Consider the following 25,375-nt stretch of genomic DNA (forward strand, 5'->3'; position numbering starts at 1 on the left):
AAGGAGGCACTTTCATGTTCCTGGGGAACAACGATGTGATCGAGGACCTCGAGGAGGCCGACCTCGACGACCCGGCCCCCGCCCGCGAGGCGTGCACCGTCCTGGAGGCGCTCAACCGCATCAGCGGCAAGTGGGCGATCGGGATCCTGCTCAACCTCAGCCACGGTCCGGTCCGCTTCACCGAACTCGAACGGTCCGTACCCGGAATCAGCCGCCGTATGCTCACCCTGACGCTGCGGAACCTCGAACGCGACGGACTGATCGAGCGCACCGTCTACGCGACCGTGCCGCCCAAGGTGGAGTACCGCGGCACCGAGATGGCCGACGAGCTCTACGCCTCCCTCAAGGGCCTCACCGCCTGGGCGGAGCGCCACCGCGACGCCATCGCCCGCTCGCGCGACTCCTACGACCGGGAGCAGGCGGCGGCCGGACTGGGTTGACGGCGGCCGGACGGCGAGCCCGTCCGTAATGCCCCCGGTCGGTGGTGCCGGGTCAGATCCACTTCCGCGCACGGGCCGCGAGCGCAGCCTGGAACCGGTTCGCCGCTCCCAGCCGCCGCATCAGCGTCGAGACATGACTCCGGTACGTCCGGAGCGACATGTCGAGTTCCCGGGCGCCGATCTCGTCCTTGTCGACGCGTGCCATGGCGTGGAGCACCTGCCGCTCGACCTCGCCCGGCAGTTCCTCCTCGACGCGGCAGGACTGCGACCACTGGTGCTCGAAGAGGGCCGGCAGAAGGCCGGGGGCGGTCGGTGCCGGACTCCCCGCTGGTCGCCCGTGGCACCCGAGAGGGTCGCGACGCCGGACCCGCCTACCGGGGCCGACGGTGCCCGGGCCCTTACACTGGCGGCCCGCCGCGTCGTCGGCGGCCGCCCCGCCAGCCGCCTTCCCGAGGAGCCCGCCGGTGCACTCCTGGCTCTCCGAACGCCGCCGCTCGGCCGCGAGCCTGCTGGTCGCGGCCGTCGCGGCGGCCGTGCTCGTCCTGCTGGTGGCGCTCCACGAGGGGGCGGCCCTGCTGTCCGGGGCGGATGTCGCCGTCCTGGTGCTGTTCGCCTATCTGTCGGCCTATCTGACCGCCACCCTGCTGGCCTTCGCCGGTGCCTCGCCGGAGCGGATCCGGGACTGGGCGCGGCGTTCCGAGCGCGGCACCGTCGTGCAGCGCTACCTGCTCGGCAGCGCCCCGGGGCCGGGGGTGTCGGTCTTCGTGGCGGCGGCCGCGCTGGTGGTGTCCCTGGTCTGGCGCCCCGGCCATCTGGGGTCGGCGCTCCTGGTCGGTGTCCGGGTGGCGATCGCGCTCGCGCTGGTCGTCGAGGCCTGGGTGTGCGTGCTCGTCTCCTTCGCGGTCGCCTTCCACGCCGACAACCTGGTGGAGGACGAACGCGCGCTGGAGTTCCCGGGCAGCGGGACCGGCACCGGGGACGGGGCGGAGTCCGCCGTCTGGGCCGACTACATGTACTTCGCCGTGTCCGTCATGACGACCTTCGGCACCACCGACGTCAATGTGACCTCCCGGGAGATGCGGCGCACGGTGGCGGCCAACGCCGTCATCGCCTTCGTCTTCAACACGGTGACGGTGGCGAGCCTGGTCTCGGCGCTCGACCGGGGCTGAGAGCCGCACCCCGGCGGCCGGAGGCCGGTCACCTGGCCTCGGCGAGCCGGTGCGCGTCGGCCCCGGCCGGGAAGCGGAGCTGCCCGGTGGTGTCGTGCACCGCCCGCCACACCGCCTCGGCCACGTCCTCCTCGGTGGTGAACAGTTCTTGCGAGGTGAAGCCGGCCATCACCCGGTCGGCCCACTCGGCGTAGGGTGCCGGGACCGCGGCGCCGGCCGCGCCGTCGGCGGTGGCCCGCCGTGCGAAGTTCGTCGTGAGGCAGGCCCCCGGCTGGACCGTCGCGGCCCTGACCCCGAACGGCGCGAGTTCGAGCGCGAGCGACGCGGTGAACCCCTCGACGGCGGCCTTGCTGGCCTTGTACAGCGCGGAGAGCGGCATATGGCCGAGCACCACGCTGGAGGTCACGTTGACCACCACGCCGCTCCCGCGCTCCCGGAACCCGGGCAGCACCGCCTGGGTGGTGGCCATGGCACCGAAGGTGTTGGTCTCGAACACCTCCCGCACCCGGGCCATCGGCGTCCCCTCGAACACCCCGATCGCCGGGATGCCCGCGTTGTTGACCAGGACGTCGACGGGCCCCGCGGCCTCGAGGGCGGCGGCGATGCTCTCGGGCCGGGTCACGTCGAGCTCGACGACGCGCAGGCTCTCGGAGACCGGGAGCGCGTCCGGGCGCGGTGTGCGCACGGCCGCGACGACCTGCCAACCCCGGGCGTGGAAGTACAGGGCTGTCCGCCGGCCGTACCCGGACGACGCGCCGGTGATCAGGATGGTGTCCATCGGGAATCCTCTGCTCGGAAGGGCCCGTGTCCGCGGAACTCCGCGCCACGGAAGAGCGACTGGTTCCAGTGAACCGCCCTGACCTGCGGCGATGGAAGAACGATCCTCCCGTCCCCTTGCCCGATCCTCCCGCCGCCGCTCACGGGAGGACGGCCGCCGGGGCACCCCCGTCCTCCCGCAGTCGGGCGGCGTCCCGGCTCGGCGCCTCGCCGAACTGCCGCCGGTACTCGCGGCTGAACTGCGAGGCGCTGTCGTACCCCACCCGTCGCCCCACCCCGGTCACGTCCCCGGGGTGGGTGGCGAGCAGCAGCCGCGCCTCCTGGAGCCGGATCTGCTTCTGGAACTGGATCGGGCTCATCGCCGTCACCGCCTGGAAGTTGCGGTAGAAGGCGGAGGCGCTCAGACCGGACAGCCTGGCCACGTCCTCGACCCGGAACGGTTCGGCGTAGTGCTCGCGGATCCAGCGCACGGCGCGCGAGACATGGCTCAGCCCCGAGTCTGCGAGACCGAGTTGACGCACCGTCGCGCCCTGTTCCCCGGTGATCAGCCGCCACAGGATCTCCCGCTTCACCAGTGGGGCGAGCACGGCCCGGTCGCGCGGTTCGTCCAGCAGGCGCAGCAGCCGGACCACCGCGTCGAGCAGGGCCTCGGAGGCGTCGCCGACGGCGATCCCCGACGGTGCGCCCGTGTCGCGGGGGACGTCCCCGGGCCCGGCCCGGAGCAGCAGTTCGGCGATCACCGACGGCTCCAGCAGCAGTCCGACGCCCAGCGCCGGCCGGTCGGGTCCGATCCCGGTGAACTGCCCGGTGACCGGCAGGTCGACGGAGGCGACCAGGTACTGCCCGGCGCCGTAGGTGTAGACCCGGTCGCCGAGCGCCAGGCGTTTGGCGCCCTGGGCGATGACCGCGAACACGGTTCCGGACATGGCGGGCGCCGGGAGACCCGGCCGGTCGACCCGGGAGACCAGCACGCCGTCGAGGGCGGTGGTCGAGTCCGGGCGGGCGTGCCGGGCGACCAGGGTGCGCAGTTCGTCGAGGGACATGTGCCCATTCCAGCACCGCCCGGGCCCTTCTTCCCGTCGGCGCGAGGATCGGGCAAGGGCGGGCGAGCATCGCCCTAACGTTCGCGCGGGGCATCCCGGTTGACTGGAACCACTGCACCCCCTCACCGGAAGGACCGCTCCGATGGCCGTCAGTTACGGGTTCCACGCCACCATGACCGCCCGGCCGGGCCTCGGCGAACGCCTCGCCGAACTGCTGCTGACCGGACTCGACCGGGGCAACCCCGGGGCCGACGAGCACTGCCTCGTCTACCTGGTCTCGCGCTCGGCCGCCGACCCGGACCGCGTCCACGTCGTCGAGGGCTGGACGAGCGAGGCGGACCACCACCGGGTGTTCGCCGGCGAGCCGGCCCGGGCCCTTCTCGCCCGCGTCGGTGAACTCCTGGCCGGGGAAGCGGAGTTCTCCGACCTCGTGCCGGTCGGTGGCAGGGCCGCCGCACACTGACCGCTCCCGTCCCCGGATCCTCTCCTCGAAAGGCCGTACCGACCATGAGCACCGCCCGACCCGCGCTCGACCCCGAACTGCGCGATTTCCTCGCCCGGATGCCCCTGCCGTCCGGGCCCGGCTCCGACACGCTGGCCGGGCTGCGCCGCCTGGCCGTGGCCCCGGTCGAACCGCTGCTCGCCCACCGGAGCGTCGAGCGGCGGGAGTTCACCGTCCCCGCCGCCGACGGCACCGGGATCCCGCTGACGGTCCTCGCGCCGGCCGACCACGACGGCACGGGTGCGGCCGCGCCGTGCGTCTACTGGATGCACGGCGGTGGGATGGTCATGGGCGACCGTTTCTCCCAGCTCGACATCCCCTTGGAGTGGCTGGACGAGTTCGGCGTCGTCGTCGCGACCGTCGACTACCGGCTCGCTCCGGAGCACGAGGGTCCGGTCGTCGCCGGGGACTGCTACCGGGGACTGTGCTGGATCGCCGAGAACGCCGCCGAGTTGGGGATCGACCCCGACCGGATCGTGGTCGCGGGTGCCAGTGCGGGCGGGGGCCTCGCCGCCGGCGTCGCCCTGCGGGCCCGTGACCGCGGCACCCCGGCGGTGGCCGGTCAGATCCTGGTCTGCCCCATGCTGGACCACCGCGGCACCACCGTCTCCAGCCGTCAGTACTCCGGCGTTCCGGGCGTCTGGACCGGGGAGATGAACGCCTTCGCCTGGCGCTCCGTTCTCGGCGCGACGCCCGCCGACGAGGTGTCCCCGTACGTGTCGCCCGCCCGCGCCGAGGATCTCGGCGGTCTGCCCGCCGCCTGTCTCGACAGCGGCTCGGCCGAGGTCTTCCGCGACGAGTGCACCGACTACGCCACCCGCCTCTGGGCGGCCGGTGGGGACGCCGAGCTCCATGTGTGGGCCGGGGGCTGCCACGGGTTCGACGCCCTCCACCCCCGGGCGGAGCTCTCGGTCACGGCCCGCCGCACCCGCACCGCCTGGCTCGCCCGGCTGCTGTCCCGGATCTGATGCCCGGCCCCGACCCCTGGAATCCGCCGGTCACGGCGTTCGGCGGGAAGGGACTTCGCGCTCGACGGCCACGAACTACGGTCCGTCGAGCGCGAATCCGTTCCAGGGGCGGCGGCCGAGGGCCGGCCGGAGTTCGTCCCCGGCCGTCAGCGGCTCCGGCTGTCACCGTCCTCGGCCGTTACCGTCCCCGGCCGTTACCGTCCCCGGCCGTTACCGTCCCCGGCCGTTCCCGAATCGGGCCAGGTACTGCTCGGGATCGGCGAAGGCGCGGTCCTGGGCGCCGTGCCGGTGGAGGGCGAGCCGGCCGTCCGGGTACAGGCGGACGGTGGTGGTGGCCGCCCTGCGTACGCTTCCGGGCCCGTCGTGGTCGCCGTCGGCAACGGGGGAGCGGAGGACGGGGACCTCTGGCGGGAACATCGCGAGGGCCTCGTCGGGCCCGGGCGCCGGGTCGTGGCCGGTCCGGTTGGCGCTGCTGACGTAGAGCACGGGGAAGGCGTCCAGCAGGCCGGTCAGTGGCTGCCAGCGGGCGCCGAACAGCAGCGTCCAGCCGTCCTTGGTGGCCGGTGCCAGCCAGGGCGGCGCCTGCTCGGGGCGGCGCACGGGCGCGAGCACGGTGAGGTGCTCCTCGGCGAGCAGCCGCCGGGCCAGCCGCAGCGCGTCCGGGCCGAGGTCGAGCCGTTCCGTCAGCGCGTCGAGGGTCCGCGGGTGGTGGGCCCAGAGCGCGACGGCCTGCTCCGCCGGGCGCTGCTTGGCGGTGTTGACGGCCTCGGGCCGGGTGGCGGCGACGACGCAGGTCAGCGGGGCGGGGTTGGGCAGCACCACGGCCCGCCCCCGGGTCAGGGCGGCGCTGACGGCCGCGAGGTCGGACAGTTCGCGGGCGGGGGGCGTCGGCGTCACGGGGTGTCCTCGGCAGCGCTGGTGCTGGTGCTGGTGCTGGTGCTGGTGCTGGTGGTGGTGCGGGCAACCCCTGCGCCGTCCAGATAGGCGGCGAACAGTTCCTCGTCGACGACGGCCTCGCCGGTGCGGAACGCCCGGCGCTTCACCCAGGCCGCGGCCGCGCGGGCCCCGGCGGCGTCCAGCCGGTGGCCGAGCCGCTCGGCGACCGCCGTGACGACCCGGGCGCTGGCCAACTGGGTGAGCACGATCCGGGGTTCGACCCCGAGCAGGACCGTGGGGTCGTAGGGCTGGAACAGCTGGGGGTCGACGAAGGGCGTGCCGGTGGAGATGGTGGCGACCCCGGTGCCGACCACCGGGGTGGTCACCGTCAGCGGTACTCCGGTCTGCTCCGAGACCAGGGCGGCGATGCGCGGCAGCCGGGTGAGGTCCGGTGCCCGCCACCACAGTTCGGCGGCGCGCGCGTCGGCGCCGAGCAGGGCCGCCGCGCGCTCCGGGTCGTGGGCGAGCAGGAACAGCAGCTGCTCGGTGGCTACCAGTCCGGAGCGCTCGGCCAGGCCGAGCCACGAACTGGCCACCACCCGGGCGCCGTTGCGCACGGCCTGGACGGTGTTGGCGAGCCCGAGGCCCAGGTCGTTGTGCAGGTGCGAGCCCAGTACCACCCCGGGACCGGCCGCAGCCGCCACCCGCGCGAACATCTCGGCCGCCTCGCCGGGGAGTTGGCGCCCGACGGTGTCGGCGAGGAGCACGGTTCCGGCCCCGGCGGCGGTGAACCCGCCCGCCGCTTCGGCCATCAGACCGTGGTCGGCACGGGAGGCGTCGGCCAGGCACAGGTCGATCGCGACGTCCTCGTCCAGGTCGCGCGCCGTCTTCACCAGGTCCGTGCCGCGCGCCAGCGCCTCGCGGGCGCCCCGGTGCGTCATCACCCGGGCCATCGCCTCGGAGGCCGGGACGACCGCCAGTACCCGGGCGTGCGCGACGCCGCGCACCGAGGCGACCGCCTGCCGGACGTCGGCCTCGGTGCCCCGGCAGACGGCCGCGGCCGAAACCTGCCCCTCGGTCTCGACGGCGACCTGCCGCACCGCCTCGAACTCCTCGGCGCACACGGCGGGGAATCCGGCGGCGAACACCACGTGGCGCGGCCCGTCCGCGCCGAACACCGCGCCGTGCTCCCGGGCGAGCCGCACCCGGAAGCCGCCCGGCATCAAGGTCTTGGCCTGAGCGCCGTCGCGCGCCGACTCCTCCCACACCACCAGGCGGCCTGCCGCCGCCGACTCCCGCACGATGTCCCGCATCGGTGATCCCCTCTCGTCCGGACCGCACCCTACGCCGGGCGCGCTTCGGGGGCGCGGGCGGCTGCTTCCCGTGCGCCTGCGTGCGCTCCCGGCAGCCATAGTTGACGATCCATCAGGTCGAAGAGGGGCGGAACATCTGATGGGATGTCAAAGTTCCTGGTTCTCCTGCGAACTTCCATAAGCCCCCTTTAAGCTCCCCTTACCAACGGCGGCTTTCCGCCATACGCGACTCCTATCCGAGGTCGGGGCGGCAGGCCCAACTCCACCATGAGAGCAGGGATGACAACGACACGTGCACAGGAACCGGGTGCCCCGCGCGGCCCGGAACGACGACGGCCGGGGGCGCCCGGCCGCCGGACCCTCGGCGCGGCGGCGGCGCTGGCCGTCGGCATCGGCGCGGTCTCGCTGGTGGCCGCGCCGGAGGCCTTCCCGCAGGCGGGCGACGGCACCGTGACCGTCCGCGTGGTGCGGGCCGTCGACACCAGCGGGGTGTGGACGCCCGCGCTGGAACCCGGGCTGGCCGGAGTCAGGGTGACCCTCACCGACGACGCCGGCGCGAGCATCGAGGGCACCACGGCGGCGGACGGCACGGTGACACTGGCGCCGGCCGCGGCCAAGCCGACCGGCGGCAAGTACCGCGTCCAGGTGGTGAATCCGAAGCCCGGCAAGCTCTACCCGGCCTTTGCCTCCAAGCAGGGCCTGACCGGCGCGCCCAACCAGCTGAGCAGCAACGAGGAGTTCGTCGACCTCTCCGGCGGCAAGAACGTCTCCTACACCACCGGACTGTGGAGCCCCGGCGACTACTGCCAGAAGAACGCCCCGCTGGTCTCGGCCTGCCAGCCGACCACGCGCGAGGGCGGGGCGCAGCGCACGCTGCTGTCCTTCCCGTACAGCGCGCGCGGCCAGGAGGGCGTGGACGTCAACGCCACCGACCTCGCCACCAACGCCGACACCGGCACCCTGTTCGGCATCGCCTGGAACCGGGCGGACCGCCGGTTGTTCTCCTCCGCGGTGGCCAAGCGCACCACCGACTACGGCCCCGGCGGCGCGGGCGCGATCTACGTGACCGACCTGGCCACGAAGACCACGAAGCTCTTCACCACCGTCCCGAACGCCGGCGCGACCGCCCACGGCGGCGGCACCGACGACGGGTTCCTGGCGGTACCGGGCAAGGAGAGCCTCGGCGGCATCAAGATCACCGACGACGGCAAGGACCTCTTCGTCGTCAACCTCAACGACCGCAAGCTCTACCGCTACGACGCCACCGGGCCCACGGCGGACGCACCGAAGGCCAGTTACCCGATCCCCGACCCCGGCTGTCCGGCGGCCGTGGACTGGCGGCCGTTCGGCCTCGGCCTGCAGGACGGCACCGGCTACCTCGGCGGCGTCTGCTCGGGCGAGTCGACCGGCAGGGTCGCCGACCTGCGCGCGATCGTGCTGCCCTTCGACCTCGGCACCGGCGCCTTCGCGGCGGCGGTGCTGAAGCAGCCGCTGGACTACCCGCGCCAGAGCACCGTCGGCAGCGGCCCCTGCGACGGGGCGGGCTGGTACCCGTGGACCAACACCTATCCGACCTCGCAGAACGGCAACCCCTGCGGTGCCAGCACCATCGCCAACCCCGAACCGGAGTTGGGCGAGATCGCCTTCGAGACCGACGGCTCGATGCTGCTGTCCTTCCGCGACCGCTTCGGCGACCGCGCCCCGGCCGGCCCGACGCCCGGCTCCGTCGCCGTCGTCATGTCGGGCGGTGACCTCAACAAGGCCTGCCCGGTCGACGGCAGCTACGTGATGGACACCAACAACGGCTGCGGACTGTCCCCCCGGGGCACCCGCTTCTTCGACACCAGCTGGGGCGGCCACCGCAACACGGCCTTCGCCGGCATGGCCTTCTCCAAGGTCGAGAACACCATCGCGACCTCCGCCTTCGACCCCAACCACACCGCCCTCGGCTACGGCACCTCCTTCCTCCAGCGGAACGGCCAGCAGGACCCGAAGTTCGGCCTGCGGCTCAACCCGGCGGGAGTGGTGGCGCCGTTCGGCAAGGGCGCCTCGATGGGCGACCTCGAAGTGCTCTGCGACCAGGCCCCGCTCCAGATCGGCAACCGGGTCTGGTACGACCCCGAGCGCTCCGGCCTCCAACTGCCGGGCCAGCGCCCGGTGCCGGGGGCCACGGTCAACCTGTACGACGAGTCGGGGAAGCTCGTCGGTACCACGAAGACCACCGCGCGCGGCGAGTACTACTTCGACGACTCCAACGTCACCGGCGGCCTCAAGCCGCGCACCAAGTACACCGTCAAGCTCGACAACCCGGCCGACTACGCCAAGGACGGCCCCCTGTACCAGTGGGTGCCCACCACGGCGGACGTCGGCGACAACCACTTCGTCGACTCCAAGGGCGTCGTCCCGGCGGGCGGGCAGTACGTCGAACGTGCCCTGACCACCGGCGGACCGGGTGAGAACGACCACACCTACGACTTCGGGTTCCGGCAGCAGGAAGGCGCGCTGCGCCTGGTCAAGCACGACCAGGACGGCAAGCCGCTGGCGGGCGCGAAGTTCCGGCTGTGGAAGGACACCAACGGCACCGACGGGCTGCAGAGCACAGGCGACAAGCCCGACACCGCGGTGGGCGACCCGTGCACGACCGGGGCCGACGGCATCTGCCAGGGCGCCGGCACGGTCGGGACGTACTACTGGCAGGAGACCAGCCCGCCGGACGGCTACTCCGCGCCGGAGGTGACGGTGTTCGGCCCGCTGAGGCTGACCGCCGACAACCTCACCACCGGGGTCTCGGTGACGGCCGTCAACAAGCTGATCCCGACGCCCACGCCCACCCCGACGCCCACCCCGACCCCGACCCCGACACCCACGCCGAGCCCGACGGCGACGCCCACCCCGACGGACACGCCGACCCCGGCGCCCACCGTGGTGACGCCGCCCCAGACCTGGCCGCCGGCGCAGCCGGGCCCGGCCGTGCCGCCGCCCGCCCCGCCGGCGCCGGCCCCCGTCCCCGGATCGCACCTGCCCAGCACCGGTGCGAGCGAGGGCATCCCGGTGATGCTGGCCGGCGCGGGAACGCTGACGCTGCTCGGCGCGGCGCTCCTGCTGCTGTCCCGCCGACGCCGGGCGCGGCACCAGTAGTTGCGCTGCCAGTAGTAGTGCTGCCAGCAGTAACGGTGTCAGCAGTAACGGCACAGCCCTGGTGGCGGCCCTGACGGGACGTCGCCGAGCGGGCGGGTCCAGGACCTCCGGGTCCTCGGACCCGCCCGCTCACGCACGCACCCGCACCCGCACCGGTGGAGCGGCCGAGCGGCCGACCCGGCCGACCGACGGACGAGAGAAGGAACCCGTATGGCCCGGACGACCCCGGCCCGGAACCCGGAGGCCGCGAAGCAGACGTCGACGACGGGGGAGCCCGGGAAGGCGAAGGCGGCAGGGAAGGACAAGGCGGCAGGGAAGGACGGGGCGGCGAGGAAGGCGAAGGCGTCCGGAAAGGACCACGCCCCAGGACCGGACCCGCGCCGCCGCCGCACCGTCCGCCTCAGGATCCTCGCCGCCCTGGTGGCGGGCGCCGCCGCCGTCGGCGGAACGGTCGCCTACCGGACCGTCACCGCCGGCACCGGGGAACGCCCGGTCACCGTCGACGAGGCCTCCCGGCTGGCCCTGTCGCGGCTCAACCTGTTCCAGGCCAGCCCGGTCACGCTCGCCCTGACCGCCGCCGAGGGCGGCGACGTCACCGTCCGGGTCGAGGGCGTCGTGGACTACCGCGTCCGCCGGGGCGTCGGCCGCTACCAGGTCACCGGCGCGAGCGGCCCGCTCGACCACGGCCTGGTGGTGTGGGACGCCGGCGGCCTCGGGCTCGCCCCCGAACCCGCCGGGGTCGACGGCCCGGCCTGGAAGCAGGCCGAACGGGTACCCCGGCAGGGCTGGTCCCCCCGCTCCTACACCGCCGACCCGCTGGACGCCGGCCTTCAACTGGTCGTCCAGCTCGGCGCCGACCGTCCCGACAACCCGCTGCTGCTCGCCCAGTCCGGGGCCCGCAGGCTCGGCGGGGAGCGGATCGACGGCCGGGAGTACGACCGGTTCGCCGGCCCGCGCGCCCAGGGCGCCGCCCCCGACGGCGAGCGCTCGCCGCTCACCTACTGGGTCGACGGCGACGGCGGCCTGCGGCGGGTCACCATGCGGATGCCCGGCCTGGGCACGCCGACCGCGGTGGAGTTCTCCGGGCAGGACGGCGGCGCCGTCCTGCCCGAAGCCCCCTGGCTCACCGGCTGACCGCGCCACCCCTTCGGGCTCCTGCCTCACCCCGCCGGGCGCGGCGGGAGCGAGCCGGCGTCCGTCGGCAGCGGGTACGCCGCCGGGTCCACCGGCCCCGGCAGCCCGGTCGCCGGGCGGGCCGGCGCCGCCGGGTCCACCGCGGACGGCACCGCGGGCGGTGCCGCCACCTGGCTGAACGGAACCCCCGGCGGTGCCTGCACCGGGGCCGGGCGCCCGGCGGCCAGCGGCCCGCGCCCCTGGCCGCCGCAGGCCGCCGCCGTCTCCAGGCCGTCCGGACTCTGGGCGCCGGGCCGGTTGCCGGTGAAGCAGTTGCCGGGATCGGCAGAGGCGAGCACCAGGTCCACGCCGTTGCCGTCCACCTGGTTGCCCTCGACCCGGTTGCCGCTCGCCGGGTGGCCCGCCGGATCCGTGACGACCACCCCGGCCGCGCGGTTGCCCCGGACGAGGTTGCGCTCCACCCGGTTCGCCGTCCCGCCGCCGATCCCGATGCCGATGCCGAAGCCCCCGTCGGCCTGCTGCGGGGTGTCGGCGGCGTTGTTGTCGACGACCACGTTGCCCGCGATCACCGCCCCGTGCTGCGGTGCCAGCGCCTCCAGGTCGTTGGAGTTCACCGTGACACCCACCCGGTTCCCGGCCACCCGGTTGCCCAGGATCGACAGGCCGTCCGAGGCGTTGGTCAGCTCGACCCCGACCGCGTTGCGCTCCACCGTGTTGCCGCGCACCAGGGTGTCGCAAGGCTTGCACTGCCCGACGTAGATACCGGAGTCGGCGTGCCCGGAGGCGTAGGAGTCCTCGATCACGCCGCCGCGCGCGTCGAACGCGTAGATGCCGTACAGGCCGTTGTTGTACGCCGTCACACCGGTCGCCCGGAAGCCCTGGACGGGCGGGAAGCGGGTGGTGTCCAGCGGGTCGTACGCCGATCCGCCCGCGCCGCGCTGCTGCAGCTTCTCGTCGGTGACACCGGTGAACAGCACGCCGTTGGCCAGGTAGTGGTGCACGGTGAGGTTCTCCACCACCGAGCCCGGGCCGGTGACGGTGATGCCGTTGGCCAGCTTCAGCCCGCCGTCGAGCACCACGGCGGAGCGGTCGGTCCCGCGCAGCACCAGGTTGCTCCGGGCGACGCGCACGCTCTCGCGGTAGGTGCCGGGGCCGATCAGCACCGTGTCGCCGTCGCGCGCGACGTCCACGGCCCGCTGGACGGTGGGGAAGTCCTCCGGCACCCGGACCACGTTCCCGGCCGGGTGCGCGGCGTCGCCGGAGCCCGAACCGCTGGAGGAACACCCGGTGGCCGTACTGGCGGCCAGCGCCGCCATCACCACCGCGAGAGTCAACTGACGAACACGAAACGTGATTTGCATAGGACGTGTTCTATCGTCTCCAATAGGGCGCATGCCCACCGAACCGGAGAACGCGCCGCCGTCGGAGAACGCGCGGCCGTCGGACCCGCCCGCCGGTTCGCCTGCCGCTTCGGCCGCCGGTCCGCCCGTGAGCGGCCCCGGGCGGCGCCGGGCACTGCTGGCGGCCGGGGCGGTGCTGGCCGCCGGACTCGGCGCGACGGTCGGCGAACTCGCGCACGGCGGAGCCCTGTTCGGCGGACCGACCGGGTCGACCGGCTCGGGCCGGACCCCGTCCGGTACGCCGGCCGGTGCGCCGCCGGCGGAGGCCGCGATCCCCTTCCACGGAGCCCGCCAGTCCGGACTGACGGGCCCTCAACTCCCCGCGACCAGGCTGCTCGCCTTCGACCTCCCGACGAACTCCCCGGCCGCCGACCGGAACGCCCTGCGCACCCTGCTCGCCGACTGGACCCGCCTCCTCTCCGCCACGGCGGCCGGTGCGCCCCCGGACCCGCGACTGCGCGGCGACGACGGCCCGCCCCGGACGGCCTCGCTGGTCGGCCTCGGCCCGGCGCTCGCCGCCCGGCTGGCCCTCGCCGTCCCCGGCGGACTGGCCGAGCCGCCCGCCTTCCCCGGCGACCGCCTCGACCCGGCGCGCGGCGGCGGCGACCTGCTGCTCCAGCTCTCCGCCGCCGACCCCTGGACCCTCGCCGTCCTCACCGAACTCGCCGGTGCGGCCGCCCACTCCGCCGGCGCCGTGCCCCGCTGGTCGCAGTCCGGCTTCCTGCCCCCGACCCGGCCGGGCGCCACCCCGCGCAACCTGTTCGGCTTCAAGGACGGCACCGCCAACCCGGACGAGGAGGCCGCCCGCCAGTGGGTCTGGGGCCCGCCCGGCCCGCACGAGAACGCCACCCTCCTGGTCTACCGGCGGATCCGGATGGACACCGCCGCCTTCGCCGCCCTCCCCGCGGAGCGGCAGGAGGCCGCGATGGGCCGCCGCGCCGCCGACGGCGCCCCACTGACCGGGAGCGCCGAGCACGACGAGCCCGACCTCTACGCCAAGCACCCGGACGGCGCCTACGTCATCCCGGCCACCGCCCACGTCCGGCTCACCGGCCCCCGCCTCGACGGCGGCGCCCGGATGCTCCGGCGCGGCTACGGCTACGACGACGCCCCGGACGACCGGGGGCTGCTCTTCGCCGCCTTCGTGCGCGACACCGCCCAGTTCACCCGCGTCCAGAGCCGCTTGGCCGAGCGCGACGCCCTCAACCCCTTCCTCACCCACACCGCCTCCGCCGTCGCCTACGTCCTCCCCGGCGCCCCGCCGGGAACCGTCCTCGGCGCCCAGCTGCTCGCCTGACGGTCCGTCATGGGTTTCGCCGGGGGCCGCGGCGGGGATCTCGCCGTTCCCGGGTCGGCGGGCCGCGGGTGCGCCAGGATGTAGGCCGACGAACGCGCTTGTCGGGGTTGGGAGTTGTGAGTGAGTGGCGAGCAGGAACAGGCGGGCGGCGCGGTCGCCCGGGTGGACAACCGGCTGACCGGCGGCACCGTGCACGGCAACGTCGTCCAGGCCGGCCGGGCCGACATCACCCTGCGGATGTCCGACCCGGCCGCGCCGAGCGCCCTGCCGGTGACCGTCACCCCGCCCCTGGGGCTGCGCGACCCCGGCCGCCCACTGCGCGGCCGCGAGGAGACCCTGGAACGCCTGGAGGCCGAACTCGTCGCCGACCCGGGCCCCGAGGGCCGACTGCTGGCCCTGTGCGGCATGGGCGGCTGTGGCAAGACCGCCATCGCCCTGGAGATCGCCGCCCGCCGGAGCGCCGCCGGCTGCCGGGTGTGGTGGGTCGAGGCGCGCAACGGCCCCGCCCTGGAGGCGGCCCTGCGCGCCGTCGCCCGCCAGGCCGGGGCGACGCAGGAGGAACTGGACCGCGGTGACACCGCCGACCTCCTCTGGTCCGGGCTGGCCCGCCAGGACACGCCGTGGCTGCTGGTCGTCGACAACGCCGACGACCCCGCCCTTCTCGACGGCCCCGGCTCGCTGAGCGCCGGCACCGGCTGGATCCGGCCCGCCACCGGCCCCGGCGCCGTCCTGGTCACCACCCGCGACAGCACCCGGACCACCTGGGGCCAGGTCGCCCGACTCCACCTGCTGCGGCCGCTGACCGGCGGCCGGCTCGACGCCGCCGCCCGGATCCTGCGCGACCACGCCCCCGCGAGCGCCGGCACCCCCGCCGAGGCGCACGAGCTCGCGGCCCGCCTGGGCGGCCTCCCGCTCGCCCTGTACCTGGCCGGCACCTACCTCGACCAGGCGAACCGGACCCCGCCGCCGTTCCGGGCCCCCGCCACCCCGACCACCTACACCGGCTACCGGCGGGCCTGGGAGGACGGCCTGGACCGGCTGGACCCCGGCCACGTCCTCGCCCGGACCTGGGCGATGTCCGTCGCCCTGCTCGAACAGCGCGGCCACGGCCACGCCCGCGCCCTGCTCGAACTCCTCGCAGCCTTCGCCGACGCCGACCTCCCCTACACCCACCTCCTCACCCCCGACCGCCTCGCCGAGGCCGGCCCGCTCGCCGCTCTGGACGGCCCGGCGATCTGGCAGCACCTCACGGCCCTCGCGGCGCTGGGCCTGGTCGAGCTGCTCGAACCCGCGCCCGACGCCCCCGCGCTGCTGCGGATGCACCCCCTCGTCCGGGACGCCTCACGGACGCCCGGCACGGTGGCGGTCGCCACCGGGATCGTGACCGCGGCGGCGCGCGCCGACGAGTCCGAGGACGAGATGGACCCCGAGGTCGCGGCCGTCCGGCGGTCGCTCGCCCCGCACATCCTCGACGCTTTCGAGCGGGCAGACCTCGCAGGCCTCGACGAACGCGCCTTCCTGGAGCTCATGGTGGCCATGAACGTGGCCGGTCGTCAGCTGCTGGTCGACGGTCTCTACGTCCAGGCCCGGGCGGTGCTCGAAACCGTGCGCGCCGCCGAGAGCGAACACGTCGGACCCACCCATCCCGATACCTTCGTCACCCGGCACAACCTCGCCCTGGCTCTGCGCGAGCTCGGGGAACTGGCGCTTGCCCGGGCGGAGTTCGAGGCGGTCCTCGAGGCCAGGCGGACGCTGGGCGGCGACACGTACCTCGCGACCCTCAGTACCCGGCACGAGCTGGCCTCCCTGCTCCGGGACCAGGGGGAACTGGAGGCGGCCCGGGCGGAGTTCGAGGCCGTGCTGGCCGTCCGGCGGCGCGAGCTGGGGGACACCGATCCGAGTACCGTCACCACCCGGCACGAGCTGGCCACCGTACTGCTCGACCAGGGGGAGCTGGACTCCGCCCGCGCGGAGTTGGAGGCGGCGCTCGCCATCGAGCGGGAGCGGGTCGGTGAAACCCACCCCAGCAGTCTCGTCACCCGCCACGAACTCGCACGGACCCTGCACGCGCAAGGTGAACTGGCCATGGCACGGGCCGAGTTCGAAGCCGTCATGGCGGGCTGGCGGGACCAGTTCGCGGGCGACCACCCGCATCTGCTGGTCACCCGCTACGGCCTCGCCCTGGTCCTGCGCGACCAAGGGGAGTTGGCGCAGGCCCGAACGGAGTTCGAGGCGGTCCTCGCCGGCGAGCGGGAGCGGCTGGGCGACACACACCCCAGTACCCTCCTCACCCGGTACAGCCTCGCCCTGGTCCTGCGCGACCAGGGCGAGGCGGCGCAGGCCCGCGAGGAGTTGGAGGCGGTCCTCGCCGTCGAGACCGAGCGTCTGGGACCGGACCACCCCGAGACGCAGATCACCCGCCAGAGCCTCGACGGCGTCCTGCGGATGCTCGAAGGTCGCTAGCCGGTCGGTCGGCCGCGTCCACGGTCGCCCGCCTTCACGGTCGCCCGCCTTCACGGTCGGCTGCGGAACGGGCCCCCGTCGGCGAAGGCGTGCTCGGCGAACCGTTCTCCCATCCGGCGGTACGCGGCCGCGGACGGGTGCAGCCCGTCAGGCAGGTCGTCCACCTCGGTGGGGCCGAGCAGTTCGCGTCCGTCGAGGTAGTGCAGGTGGGGGTCGCGGGCCCGCCGGGCGGCCACGATCCTCGCCAACTCGTCGCGGACCACCTGGAGCGACAGCGCCCCGAGGGCCACATCGGCCGGGTCCCCCAGCGCGGTGATCCTCCCGTCCCGTCCCGTCCCGGTCGGACCGGGACACCCGTCGAGGGCCGGGCAACTCACCGGTGAGACCACCAGCAGCGGAGTGTCCGGGTGCCCGTCGCGGATGGTGTCCAGGAAGCCGTGCACCGCCGGGCCGAAGGTGCGCAGCCGGAAGGCGGCCCGGGCCACGATGTTGATGCCCGTCTCGAGGCTGATCAGGTCGGCGGGCAGGTCGCGGATCGTCCGGGCGACGTAGGGGTCCAGCATGTCGTTGCCGGGCTGGCTGAGGTTGGTCACCTCCGCGCCGCCGAGCGACGCCGCGACCACCGGCCAGGTGCCGGTGGGGCCGTCGGCTTCGATGCAGTGGCTGATGGAGCTGCCGTGGTGCACCCACCGGGGCCGGCCGTCGGGCAGGGGCGCCAGGACCTCGCCGTCGGCGCGGAGCGACACCAGTTCGGTGGGAGTCTGCTGCGGCAGCCACAGCTCGACGTTCTTCATCCCGGCCGGCAGCGCGTCGAAACGTGCTGTCGCCGGTTCGCCCGGGATCACTCGCTGTGCGGCGCCGGGGCCCGCCATCCGCACCACATGGCCCAGGGGCGCCCGCTGCCGCCCGACCAGGGCGCCGTCCACCCTCAGGTCGAGCATCCCGGTCGGCCGGGGCTCCGGGTCACCGTCGAGCTGCCCCGTGGAGGTGAGCACCACGAACTCGAGCACCCGCGCGTCGGTGCGGAACACCAACCGCACCCCCGAAGGCATCGCGGTGCCGCCGAAGACCGATGGATCCTGGTACTGCTCCTTGGTCCACGCGGGCAGCCGGCGCGGCATCACTCCCGCAGGTGTCGTCTCCAGGTCCAGCGCGCCCCGGATCTCGACCGGCCCGTCCACCAGCGGATAGTCCCGCATCGCCACTGTCACCGCTCCTCGGTTCTGCCCGTCCGGCCGGGCAGGTGCTCGACCGGAACCGTCGGGTCCCTCCCCGACCCTACGTACCGCGGCCGCAGGTGTGGCGACCGGTGGGTCGGCGGCACCTCCGGGCCCGGGGATTCAGCGGGCCAGCACCGCTATCCCGTGCACGGCGTTCCGCGCGCCGCCGGGCGGCTGGACGCGGCCCCGGGCGTCGGTGGCCCGGCAGCGGATCAGGTGCCGGCCCGGGGCGAGCGCGCAGGGCAGGGTGAACCGCTGCCAGACGGGTTGCGGGCCGCGCGACTCCAGCCGGGCGGGCCGCCAGCCGCCGTCGTCGACGGCGACCTCCACCGCGACCACCGGGTCGAAGCCCCAGGCCCGGCCGGTCACCTGGAACGGCCCGGCCGGGACGGCGTCCCCGTCGCTCGCCCCGACCAGCCTGCTGTTCACCTCGACCTCCCGCACCGGCCGAGGCGCGCCGCCGCCCGGCGGGACCCGGGTGTAGAGCCGGGTGGTGAAGAGGTGCTCGGGCCGGTGGTCGGCCAGCACCAGGCGGGTCAGCCACTTCACCGAGTTGGTGCCGAAGAACCGGGGCACCACCGCGCGCACCGGGAACCCGTGCTCCCTCGGCAGCGGCGCGCCGTTCACGGTGTCGGCGAGCAGCACCTCCGCGCGGGCCAGGTCCAGCGGCAGGTCCTTGAGGTAGGTCAGGCCCCGCTCGCCCGCGAACGCGCCCCGGTCGGCACCCTCCAGCCAGAGGTGGCGGGCCTGCGGGCGCACGCCCGCCAGGTCCAGTACGGCGGACAGCGGCACCCCGGACCAGGACAGGTTGGCGACCGCACGGGTCGGCACGTCGGGGTGAGCGGGGTTGCCGAAGCACTCGTGGAAGGCGGTGAGGTCGGTGCGGGGCAGCCGGCGCAGGGCCGGGAGGTCCAGCCGCAGCGGCCGGTCCACCAGGCCCTCGACACTCAGTGTCCAGACGTCGGCGTCGAGTTCGGGCGGCGGCCCGAGGTGGCTGCGGCGGAAGACCTGCCCGACGGGGGTGAGGAACGCGTCGGGGATGCTCGGATCGATGGGCGCTGCCTGCACGCGGGCTCCGTACGTCGTCGGGCGGCCCGGGAGGACCGGAAGGGCGGAAGGCTCCACCCCCGAACGGTCCGTGTACCCCTGCGGCCGCCCGCCGATGCGGAACCGGACCCGGATACTCTTTCGGGCGTTCGGCGCCGACAGGTGCGCCGGCGGACGGACGGGGCGGGGGTGGTGGCCGTGCGCGGACCGGGAGGCGGGACGGCGGGCCGACGGGCGGGGGAGCCCGAGGAACTGACGCTCCACGAACTCGCCCTGCTGGCCGGCGGGGCCTGGCGGGTCGCGGAGACGGCGCTGGCCCGGATGCTCCTGGACGCCAGGGTGGAGATCGACCGGCACGGCACGGTCCGGGTGGTCCGCCCCCGGCCCCGCGACGAGGTGGAGGCCGTGCTGCTCGCCGCGCTGGGCCCGTCCGGCACCGGGTGGCTCGGCGCCCCGCGCTCGGCCTTCGGCACCAGCGTGCCGGCCTGCCGGCTGGAGGAGGGCCTGCGCGACCGGGGCCTGATCGTCGGCGGCAGCACCGGCCCCGCCCGGCGCCGTCCACTGCTGCTGCCGACCTGGTTGGCCGTCCCGCTGCTGATCCTTCTCGCGGTCGGCACCGTCCGGGTCGCCGCGGCCGCCGGCGCGGGCCCCGGCCCGGCCTTCCTGCTCGCCGCGCTGGTACCGCTGCTGGTGGCCTTCGTCCTGAGCCGCTTCGCCACGCCCCCCGACCCGCTGGGCCCCTACTGGCGCCCGGCCGCCCGGGTCGAGCCCCTGCTCGCCGCCCTCCGCACCGGCGCGCCGCTCCCGCCCGGCTGGCGGCTCTCCCCGGACGCCCTCGCCCCGGCCGGCCGCACCACCTGGGCCGCCGTCGCCGCCACCGGCATCCCCGCCCTCGGGCGCCACCACCTCACCACCGCGTTCCACGGCCCCCGCCCCCGCCCGCCGCGGCCGGGAGCGTCCTGACAGCCCTGCGGGGGCCGCCGCCCGCCGGCGGCGGCCCCGTTCGCCCCGGAGTCCTCCGGCGGCCGGTCAGCCGCTGTGGGCGCTGAGTCCGCTCTCGGCGTCGTCGACGGCGTCGGGGGTGGCGAGGGCCCGGGTGCCCGCCTGGAGGCGGAGCGTGGTGCGGGCCAGGCGCTCGCCCTGGTAGCGGGCCGCGGCCAGGATGGAGGGCTCGGGGCCGTCCTCGGCGTCGCCGGTCGAGGCGGTGCCGTACGGATTGCCGCCGGCCGCGAAGACGACCGGGTCGGTGTAGCCGGGCGGGACGATCAGTGCGCCCCAGTGGTAGAAGACGTTGGACAGCGACAGGATGGTGGCCTCGGTGCCGCCGTGCCGGTTGTACGCGGCGGTGAAGACCGTCACCGGCTTGTCCGCCAGCAGCCCCTCCTGCCAGAGCCCGCTGGCCTGGTCGATGAACTGCTTGAGCTGCGCCGCCGGCGCGCCGAAGCGCGAGGGCGTGCCGAACGCGTAGGCGTCGGCCCACGCCAGGTCGTCCAGGGTGGCCTCTTCCAGCGACGCGGTGGCGTCGGCGTGCTGCCGCCAGCGCGGGTTGCTGTCTATCGCCTTGTCGGGCGCCAGTTCGGCGACCCGCCGCAGCCGGACCTCGGCCCCGGTCGAGGCCGCTCCTTCGACGACCGCCTGCGCGAGCGCGTGCACGGTACCGGTGGCGCTGTAGTGGATGACTGCGACCTTTACGGTCATGTCCCTGTCCTCGCCTGTCACTTGGTGATCGGTTGTGCGGATCATGCTAGGCGCACAGCAAGATCACCGGGGTGGGACCGGGGAGCGGTTCCGGCCGATTACCCACCGATTACCGACCGATTACCGGGTGCCGGTTACCGGTTCAGGTGCCGCAGGCCGGGAGCAGCAGCAGGCGCTCGGGATCGAACGGCACCCAGGTCGGGGCCTCGCCCCGCCCCAGCGCCCGAACCCGGCACCAGGCCCGCTCGCCGGCCGACGGCTGCCACCAGCCGTTGATCCGGCCCACCGCCCAACTGCCGTCCGCCCGGTTGATCTGCACGGGCTGGTACGCCGGCTCGACCTCGTGCTCCGGCGGCTGCCACCCGGCTCCGTCGGCCGGGCCGGTGGTGGGGCCGGTGCGGGTGTCCTGGTGCGGACGGTCTGCCATGTCTCCCCCTGCTGGCTGCGGCGCGGGTCGTCGGCCACAACTCTACAGATCTGTAGTAGTTCGTGGGGGTCCAACACCGAACCCGGTGCACGGCGTCGGCCGGGCATACGGTTGGGTGGCTGCACACGGGCGAAGGGGGAGACGTGGCTGACGGCTGGGGTGCCGCGGTGCTGCTGGGACTGCTGGTGCTGGTGGGGTCGTCCGTGCAGCGACTGGCGGGCATGGGCTTCGCGCTCGTCTGCGGACCGGCACTGGTCCTGCTGCTGGGCCCGGGCGACGGCGTGACACTGTCCAACTGCGCGGCCTGCGTCATCAGCGCCATCGGCCTGGCCGGCAGCTGGCGGCAGGTCCGGCTCGGCCGGATGCTGCCCTTGATGGCCGCGGCCGCCTGCACCGTCCCGATCGGAGCCCGGGTCGCCGACCGGGTACCGCCGCCGACCCTGCTGATCGGCATCGGACTGCTGGTCACCGCGGCCGCCCTGCTGGTGATCCGCGGGATCCGGGCCTCCTCCCTGCGCGGCCTCCGGGGCGCGGTGGCGGCGGGCGCGGCGAGCGGCTTCATGAACTCCGCCGCCGGCGTCGGCGGCCCGGCCGTGTCGCTCTACGCGGTCAACACAGGCTGGACCGCCCGCGAGTTCGTCCCCAACGCACAACTCTACGGAGTGGTCGTCAACATCTTCTCGATCGCCGCCAAGGGAGTCCCGCACCTGCCCGCCCCTGCCTGGTCCACGACCGCAGCCGGCATCGCCCTGGGCGCCGTCGTCGGCCGCTCACCCTCCGACCGCGTGACCGAACGCCCCGCCCGCCTCGTGGTCCTGACCCTCGCCCTGGCCGGCGGCCTGGTCACCCTCGCCAAGGGCCTCTGGGAACTCTGGTCCTCGGGGGACTCATAATCCCTTGGCCGTGGGTTCGAGTCCCACCCGCCCCACACCACAGCCGGACGTACCGTGAGACAAAAATGCCCCCTGGCCTGGTGGAACACCCGGACTCTGCAAATCTCGGGGGTAGGTGAGCGTTTGCCGGAGCCACCCCGAGGTAGCGCCGCGCTGTGAACAGCATCACCGCCGACAAGATCGCGGCCGGGGCAATCGCAGCCACCGGCCTGGCCGCCGACGCCATCGACGGCAAGACCATCAAGGGTGCCACCACCGCCACCGTCACCGGCGGCATCCTCCGGACTGGGCCGTCAGGCCGCCGAGTCCTGCTCGCCCCGACCGACCCGGTCGACAACAGCCCCGCCCCGTCCGCCCTCCTGTACTCCGGCGCCGACGCGGAGAAGCAGCCCGCCCGACTCACCGCAGAGGCCCGCGCCGCCCCGGACGGCTCCGTCCCCATGACCCGGCTGACCGGCCCCCAGCTCACGGCGGACGCCACCCAAACCCCCCAGGCTCTGGCTCGGCTCCGGCAGCCCCGGCACCGGCTGCCCGGCCCGCGGCAGCTACTCCCTGAGCGTGCCCGGTGAGTCAGGGATGGTCGGCGAGGCCGTCATCACCGGAAGGGGCGGCGACAAGACCACCGCCGCGTCGATCGAGCTGAGCGTTCGGAGAGGTATCGGCGGGTACACGACCGCGCTCACCGACCTCGACCGACCCCATGCGCGGGGAACGCAGCAGGTCCCGGCACCCACAAAGGTGCCGGGACCTGCCACGGCCTCACGCCAGGAACCTGCCGGGGCGCCTTGGGAAATCAAGAAGCTGCGCATCCGGTGAGGCATCAGTGTTAGGTGTGGCTGGAATGTTGGGCCCAGCTTCCGCCTTGTTGCCCTGTCAGCAGCTCTTCCAATTCAGGGTAGCGTCAATCGGTTCGTTGGCTGCGATCCAGTCGAAACCCTTTGTCGTGCCTGCAGGCCCAACGCGGAGCGACTCCTCATACCTTTTGGTGCTGGTCCACACCTTGAAGAAGGGGCAACGGCCGTCTGCCTTGTCGTCTCGGATCCACCCCCAGACGTGGCTGTCGCACCAGGAGATCTCTCCGTGGCCTTCGTTGATGGTCCACTGGATGGGACCGCGGCATCCCTGCACCTTTGCCGGGAACGCCGCTGCAGACGGGCCGGCAAGCGGAGTTGCGGCCGTCGCGGAAGGAGCTGCGGTGATTACTGCAGCAGCAGCTAAGGCGAGTGACGCCGCCAAATGACGCTTCATGAAGTTTCTCCTGTTGTAGAGAATCTGTTTCGTGTCTGCGATCGACCTCTGAGGAGAGGGGTTGACTGAAAAGTGGCCCTGTCATTGATCGAAAGCAGACCGTGCACCAACGGTTGGTGCCGAGTGCCACGAGCCCGCCTTCTACCGCTGGGACAACACCCGCACCGCCGACGCCCCGCCCGTGCCCGGTACTTCTGCCACCTGTTCACCGCCCGCATCCTCCAGACCCGACCCGCCGGCGCTGTACCCCGGCCAACCCCTCAATACCTGAGATCCGGGCGGCGATGACTGCAGGCGACCTCAGCTGCATCACCCCCCCGGGAGAGGTGGCCGACCGGGCAGGAGGAGCCGCCGGGCGCACGGTCCGGCAGCCCTCCGTCATGGGTGGGCGGTCGTACGTGGATCTCGTCGGTACGGTCGCTCCCTCCGGGGCCGGTCAGGTCGGCCCGCCCGGTATTCCGGGAGTGTCAGGCCTCGACCCAGAGCTGGTTGTTGCCGTAGTGGCAGTCCCACTGCCCGGCCGGGTCGCCGTTGCCGGTGCGCCAGCTGAGGATCTCCAGGCACTTGCCCGTCGGGGAGCTGGAGGCACCGTTGACATTGCGGAAGTACATGGAGCCGTCGCTGTTGCCGTACCAGTACCAGCCCTGTGTCTTGGAGCCGTTGCACTGCCACTGGTTGGCGGTGGCTCCGTTGGCGGTCGAGTCGCCACGGATCTCCAGGCACTTGCCCGAGTTGGCGTTGGTGAACTTGAAGCCGCCCTGCGCGTTGGACCCACTGATCCACGCCTGTGTGGGCGAGCCGTTGCACTGCCACTGGTTGGCGGTGGCCCCGTTGGCGGTCGAGTCGCCACGGATCTCCAAGCAGAGGTTGGAATGGCGGTTCTTGAAGCGGAAGGTCTCCACAGCCGTCCGTGCGGCAGCGGCCTCGGGGCTGTCGGGCAGGATCAAATGGAAGCCCGGCAACGGAGCCGGGGCGTCCGCGGCCCAGGCAGGCACGGCCGCCCCAGCGGCGGGGGACGTCGCCACGGCGGTCCCGGAGAGGGCGGCGGTACAGGCGGCGGCGGCCACCGCGCCGACGACGACGCGCGGGTACCTCTTCATAGTTGCTCCCCTTGAGCGGTGGAATGACGGTCAAGGGCGGCGGCCTGACCGGTGCCACCCTGCCCGGGTCAGCCTGCCGTACCGAACGGGCACGGAGCTTGTAGGAATACGCACCACCGCTTTCGTCCGCCGGCTTGTCACCGCCTCTGCCCGTCCCCGCCGGTGGCGCAGGCCGTGGCATGAGCAGTAGAGCCTGCTCTGACCGAGGGCTATGCCCCCCGACGTTGCTGGAGCCCCGAGCAGAGCGCGGCCCTGCTGTGGCGGGGCGCGAGGAGAGGCCTGCGACGGGCATTCCGGCCGCGCTACTGAACTTGATCGGGTGATGTCGGGCTGTTCGCCGGACAGCGTGCGGGCGGCTTCGGTAGTCCTGGAACGGTGAGATATCCGCAGGGCGGCGGCTTGACCGACGCCGAGAGAGCCGGGCGGGATTCGGGTCCGGCTCCAGGCCGTTGCCGGCTTCGAAGCCGGGTTGCGCGTCTCGGGGCGGTCGGTGGACGCTGGCCCGGGTGAAGACGATGATCGGCCGGCTGTTCCACGTCTCGTACACCGTGGAGGGGACGTGGCGGCTGCTGCGGCGGCACGGCTGGTCCTGGCAGCAGCCCGCTCGGCGCGCGATCGAGCGCGACGACGACGCGATAGAGCTGTGGAGGCGGGAGGTCTGGCCGCGGGTAAGAGCACCGCGGCGGTGAACAACGCCTGGGTGGTCTTCGGGGACGAGGCCGGCCAGGCGATGACGCCGCCGCGTGCCAGAACCTGGGGCGGCCAGAGCATCACCCCGGTCGTCCGCGTGCGCGGACGAGGCTCGGGCCGCGTCTCCATGGCGGGCATGACCTGCTACTAGCCTGGCGAGCGGTCCCGTCTGATCTGCGCGATCCGCGAATGCCGGGGCCGCAAGGACGTACCGAAGGGCTGCGGATGGAAGGACTGCCGCGACCTTGTCATCCGCGCCCACACCCAGCTCGGCGGCCCGATCGTCCTGGTGCGGGACAACTTGCGCATGCACCTGGTCGCGCCGCTGCGGGAGTTCTTCGAGGCCAACACCGCAAGGCTCACCGTGTTCCAGCTACCGGCATTCGCCCCGGACCTCAACCCTCAGGAGGGCATCTGGTCGCTGGTCAAACGCGGCATCGGCAACCTCGCCGTTCTCGCCGCCGGGCGTCGGCTGCGGCGCGTCGCCGGGCTGATCCGCCGGGGGCAGAGGAGCAGGGGAGACGAGGTCGCG

The 25,375-nt window shown here is 74.1% G+C and carries 22 protein-coding genes, 1 tRNA gene and 1 pseudogene; 13 read left to right on the top strand and 11 right to left on the bottom strand.

Annotated features, from left to right (window positions below):
* Window positions 1-14: 14 nt before the first annotated feature.
* On the top strand, window positions 15-440 hold the full coding sequence (locus IF01_RS0136655; protein WP_030397962.1) for a winged helix-turn-helix transcriptional regulator: 426 nt from the start codon (window positions 15-17) through the stop codon (window positions 438-440).
* A 52-nt stretch (window positions 441-492) separates the two neighbouring features.
* Here the strand turns inward: IF01_RS0136655 and IF01_RS47900 are convergent, their stop codons facing one another.
* Window positions 493-657 carry a LuxR C-terminal-related transcriptional regulator gene (locus tag IF01_RS47900; RefSeq protein ID WP_375341022.1) on the bottom strand — a complete coding sequence of 55 codons (165 nt, stop codon included), beginning with the start codon at window positions 655-657 and terminating at the stop codon, window positions 493-495.
* 247 nt (window positions 658-904) lie between these two features.
* On the opposite strand from IF01_RS47900, the gene IF01_RS0136665 reads away from it, so the two are divergent.
* The gene (locus IF01_RS0136665) at window positions 905-1,609 is read left to right on the top strand and encodes a DUF1345 domain-containing protein (protein ID WP_030397963.1); all 705 of its coding nucleotides are present in this window, start codon (window positions 905-907) and stop codon (window positions 1,607-1,609) included.
* A gap of 28 nt (window positions 1,610-1,637) precedes the next feature.
* Here IF01_RS0136665 and IF01_RS0136670 read toward each other — a convergent pair whose 3' ends face one another.
* Together IF01_RS0136670 and IF01_RS0136675 are read right to left on the bottom strand one after the other, a co-directional pair.
* Complete coding sequence (locus IF01_RS0136670) at window positions 1,638-2,387, bottom strand: SDR family NAD(P)-dependent oxidoreductase (protein ID WP_030397964.1); 750 nt, start codon at window positions 2,385-2,387, stop codon at window positions 1,638-1,640.
* A gap of 139 nt (window positions 2,388-2,526) precedes the next feature.
* Window positions 2,527-3,429, bottom strand: a complete 903-nt coding sequence (locus IF01_RS0136675; RefSeq protein ID WP_030397965.1) for an AraC family transcriptional regulator — start codon at window positions 3,427-3,429, stop codon at window positions 2,527-2,529.
* A 142-nt stretch (window positions 3,430-3,571) separates the two neighbouring features.
* Between IF01_RS0136675 and IF01_RS0136680 the strand changes: the two genes are divergently transcribed.
* Together IF01_RS0136680 and IF01_RS0136685 are read left to right on the top strand one after the other, a co-directional pair.
* A complete protein-coding gene (locus IF01_RS0136680) occupies window positions 3,572-3,892 on the top strand; it encodes a putative quinol monooxygenase (protein ID WP_030397966.1) in 321 nt (106 codons plus the stop codon).
* A 44-nt stretch (window positions 3,893-3,936) separates the two neighbouring features.
* A complete protein-coding gene (locus IF01_RS0136685) occupies window positions 3,937-4,899 on the top strand; it encodes an alpha/beta hydrolase (RefSeq protein ID WP_030397967.1) in 963 nt (320 codons plus the stop codon).
* A 210-nt stretch (window positions 4,900-5,109) separates the two neighbouring features.
* Here IF01_RS0136685 and IF01_RS0136690 read toward each other — a convergent pair whose 3' ends face one another.
* On the bottom strand, window positions 5,110-5,796 hold the full coding sequence (locus IF01_RS0136690; protein WP_030397968.1) for a Sua5/YciO/YrdC/YwlC family protein: 687 nt from the start codon (window positions 5,794-5,796) through the stop codon (window positions 5,110-5,112).
* Complete coding sequence (locus IF01_RS0136695) at window positions 5,793-7,088, bottom strand: hydroxymethylglutaryl-CoA lyase-like TIM-barrel protein (RefSeq protein ID WP_078880636.1); 1,296 nt, start codon at window positions 7,086-7,088, stop codon at window positions 5,793-5,795. The genes IF01_RS0136690 and IF01_RS0136695 overlap by 4 nt, the downstream gene beginning before the upstream one ends.
* Window positions 7,089-7,367: 279 nt before the next feature.
* Between IF01_RS0136695 and IF01_RS0136700 the strand changes: the two genes are divergently transcribed.
* Both IF01_RS0136700 and IF01_RS0136705 read left to right on the top strand, forming a co-directional pair.
* Window positions 7,368-10,226 carry an SdrD B-like domain-containing protein gene (locus IF01_RS0136700; protein WP_030397970.1) on the top strand — a complete coding sequence of 953 codons (2,859 nt, stop codon included), beginning with the start codon at window positions 7,368-7,370 and terminating at the stop codon, window positions 10,224-10,226.
* 210 nt (window positions 10,227-10,436) lie between these two features.
* Complete coding sequence (locus IF01_RS0136705) at window positions 10,437-11,360, top strand: hypothetical protein (protein ID WP_244215741.1); 924 nt, start codon at window positions 10,437-10,439, stop codon at window positions 11,358-11,360.
* A 26-nt stretch (window positions 11,361-11,386) separates the two neighbouring features.
* Here the strand turns inward: IF01_RS0136705 and IF01_RS0136710 are convergent, their stop codons facing one another.
* Window positions 11,387-12,721 carry a right-handed parallel beta-helix repeat-containing protein gene (locus IF01_RS0136710; RefSeq protein WP_244215742.1) on the bottom strand — a complete coding sequence of 445 codons (1,335 nt, stop codon included), beginning with the start codon at window positions 12,719-12,721 and terminating at the stop codon, window positions 11,387-11,389.
* 31 nt (window positions 12,722-12,752) lie between these two features.
* Here IF01_RS0136710 and IF01_RS42870 point away from each other — a divergent pair, with 31 nt between their 5' ends.
* Both IF01_RS42870 and IF01_RS0136720 read left to right on the top strand, forming a co-directional pair.
* Complete coding sequence (locus IF01_RS42870) at window positions 12,753-14,057, top strand: Dyp-type peroxidase (RefSeq protein ID WP_078880637.1); 1,305 nt, start codon at window positions 12,753-12,755, stop codon at window positions 14,055-14,057.
* Between the two features lie 120 nt (window positions 14,058-14,177).
* Window positions 14,178-16,520 carry a tetratricopeptide repeat protein gene (locus IF01_RS0136720; protein WP_051756913.1) on the top strand — a complete coding sequence of 781 codons (2,343 nt, stop codon included), beginning with the start codon at window positions 14,178-14,180 and terminating at the stop codon, window positions 16,518-16,520.
* Between the two features lie 50 nt (window positions 16,521-16,570).
* On the opposite strand, the gene IF01_RS0136725 is transcribed toward IF01_RS0136720, so the two are convergent.
* Both IF01_RS0136725 and IF01_RS0136730 read right to left on the bottom strand, forming a co-directional pair.
* Window positions 16,571-17,719 (bottom strand): GDSL-type esterase/lipase family protein, encoded by a 1,149-nt coding sequence (locus IF01_RS0136725; protein WP_030397975.1) that lies wholly within the window; start codon window positions 17,717-17,719, stop codon window positions 16,571-16,573.
* A gap of 141 nt (window positions 17,720-17,860) precedes the next feature.
* The gene (locus IF01_RS0136730) at window positions 17,861-18,808 is read right to left on the bottom strand and encodes a molybdopterin-dependent oxidoreductase (RefSeq protein WP_051740278.1); all 948 of its coding nucleotides are present in this window, start codon (window positions 18,806-18,808) and stop codon (window positions 17,861-17,863) included.
* A gap of 177 nt (window positions 18,809-18,985) precedes the next feature.
* Between IF01_RS0136730 and IF01_RS44625 the strand changes: the two genes are divergently transcribed.
* Entirely contained in the window at window positions 18,986-19,750 is a 765-nt protein-coding gene (locus IF01_RS44625; protein WP_157855455.1) for a TIGR04222 domain-containing membrane protein, read from the top strand.
* 66 nt (window positions 19,751-19,816) lie between these two features.
* On the opposite strand, the gene wrbA is transcribed toward IF01_RS44625, so the two are convergent.
* Together wrbA and IF01_RS42880 are read right to left on the bottom strand one after the other, a co-directional pair.
* Window positions 19,817-20,485 carry an NAD(P)H:quinone oxidoreductase gene (wrbA, locus tag IF01_RS0136740; RefSeq protein ID WP_030397978.1) on the bottom strand — a complete coding sequence of 223 codons (669 nt, stop codon included), beginning with the start codon at window positions 20,483-20,485 and terminating at the stop codon, window positions 19,817-19,819.
* A gap of 142 nt (window positions 20,486-20,627) precedes the next feature.
* Entirely contained in the window at window positions 20,628-20,912 is a 285-nt protein-coding gene (locus IF01_RS42880) for a hypothetical protein (protein WP_037782561.1), read from the bottom strand.
* Between the two features lie 143 nt (window positions 20,913-21,055).
* Between IF01_RS42880 and IF01_RS45090 the strand changes: the two genes are divergently transcribed.
* The 3 genes from IF01_RS45090 (at window position 21,056) to IF01_RS0136760 (ending at window position 22,374) form a co-directional block, all read left to right on the top strand.
* Entirely contained in the window at window positions 21,056-21,805 is a 750-nt protein-coding gene (locus IF01_RS45090; RefSeq protein ID WP_279617290.1) for a TSUP family transporter, read from the top strand.
* Window positions 21,777-21,840: transfer RNA gene (locus IF01_RS0136755), tRNA-Ser, on the top strand. Before IF01_RS45090 ends, IF01_RS0136755 begins: the two co-directional genes overlap by 29 nt.
* Before the next feature lie 120 nt (window positions 21,841-21,960).
* Window positions 21,961-22,374 carry a hypothetical protein gene (locus IF01_RS0136760; RefSeq protein ID WP_030397980.1) on the top strand — a complete coding sequence of 138 codons (414 nt, stop codon included), beginning with the start codon at window positions 21,961-21,963 and terminating at the stop codon, window positions 22,372-22,374.
* Between the two features lie 1,146 nt (window positions 22,375-23,520).
* On the opposite strand, the gene IF01_RS44630 is transcribed toward IF01_RS0136760, so the two are convergent.
* Window positions 23,521-24,153 (bottom strand): RICIN domain-containing protein, encoded by a 633-nt coding sequence (locus tag IF01_RS44630; protein ID WP_030397981.1) that lies wholly within the window; start codon window positions 24,151-24,153, stop codon window positions 23,521-23,523.
* Between the two features lie 375 nt (window positions 24,154-24,528).
* Between IF01_RS44630 and IF01_RS51835 the strand changes: the two are divergent.
* Window positions 24,529-25,345, top strand: a pseudogene (locus tag IF01_RS51835) (winged helix-turn-helix domain-containing protein); the annotation flags it as partial.
* Between the last annotated feature and the right edge of the window lie 30 nt (window positions 25,346-25,375).

The sequence above is a fragment of the Kitasatospora purpeofusca genome, assembly GCF_000718025.1.
GTDB classification, from domain to species: domain Bacteria; phylum Actinomycetota; class Actinomycetes; order Streptomycetales; family Streptomycetaceae; genus Kitasatospora; species Kitasatospora purpeofusca.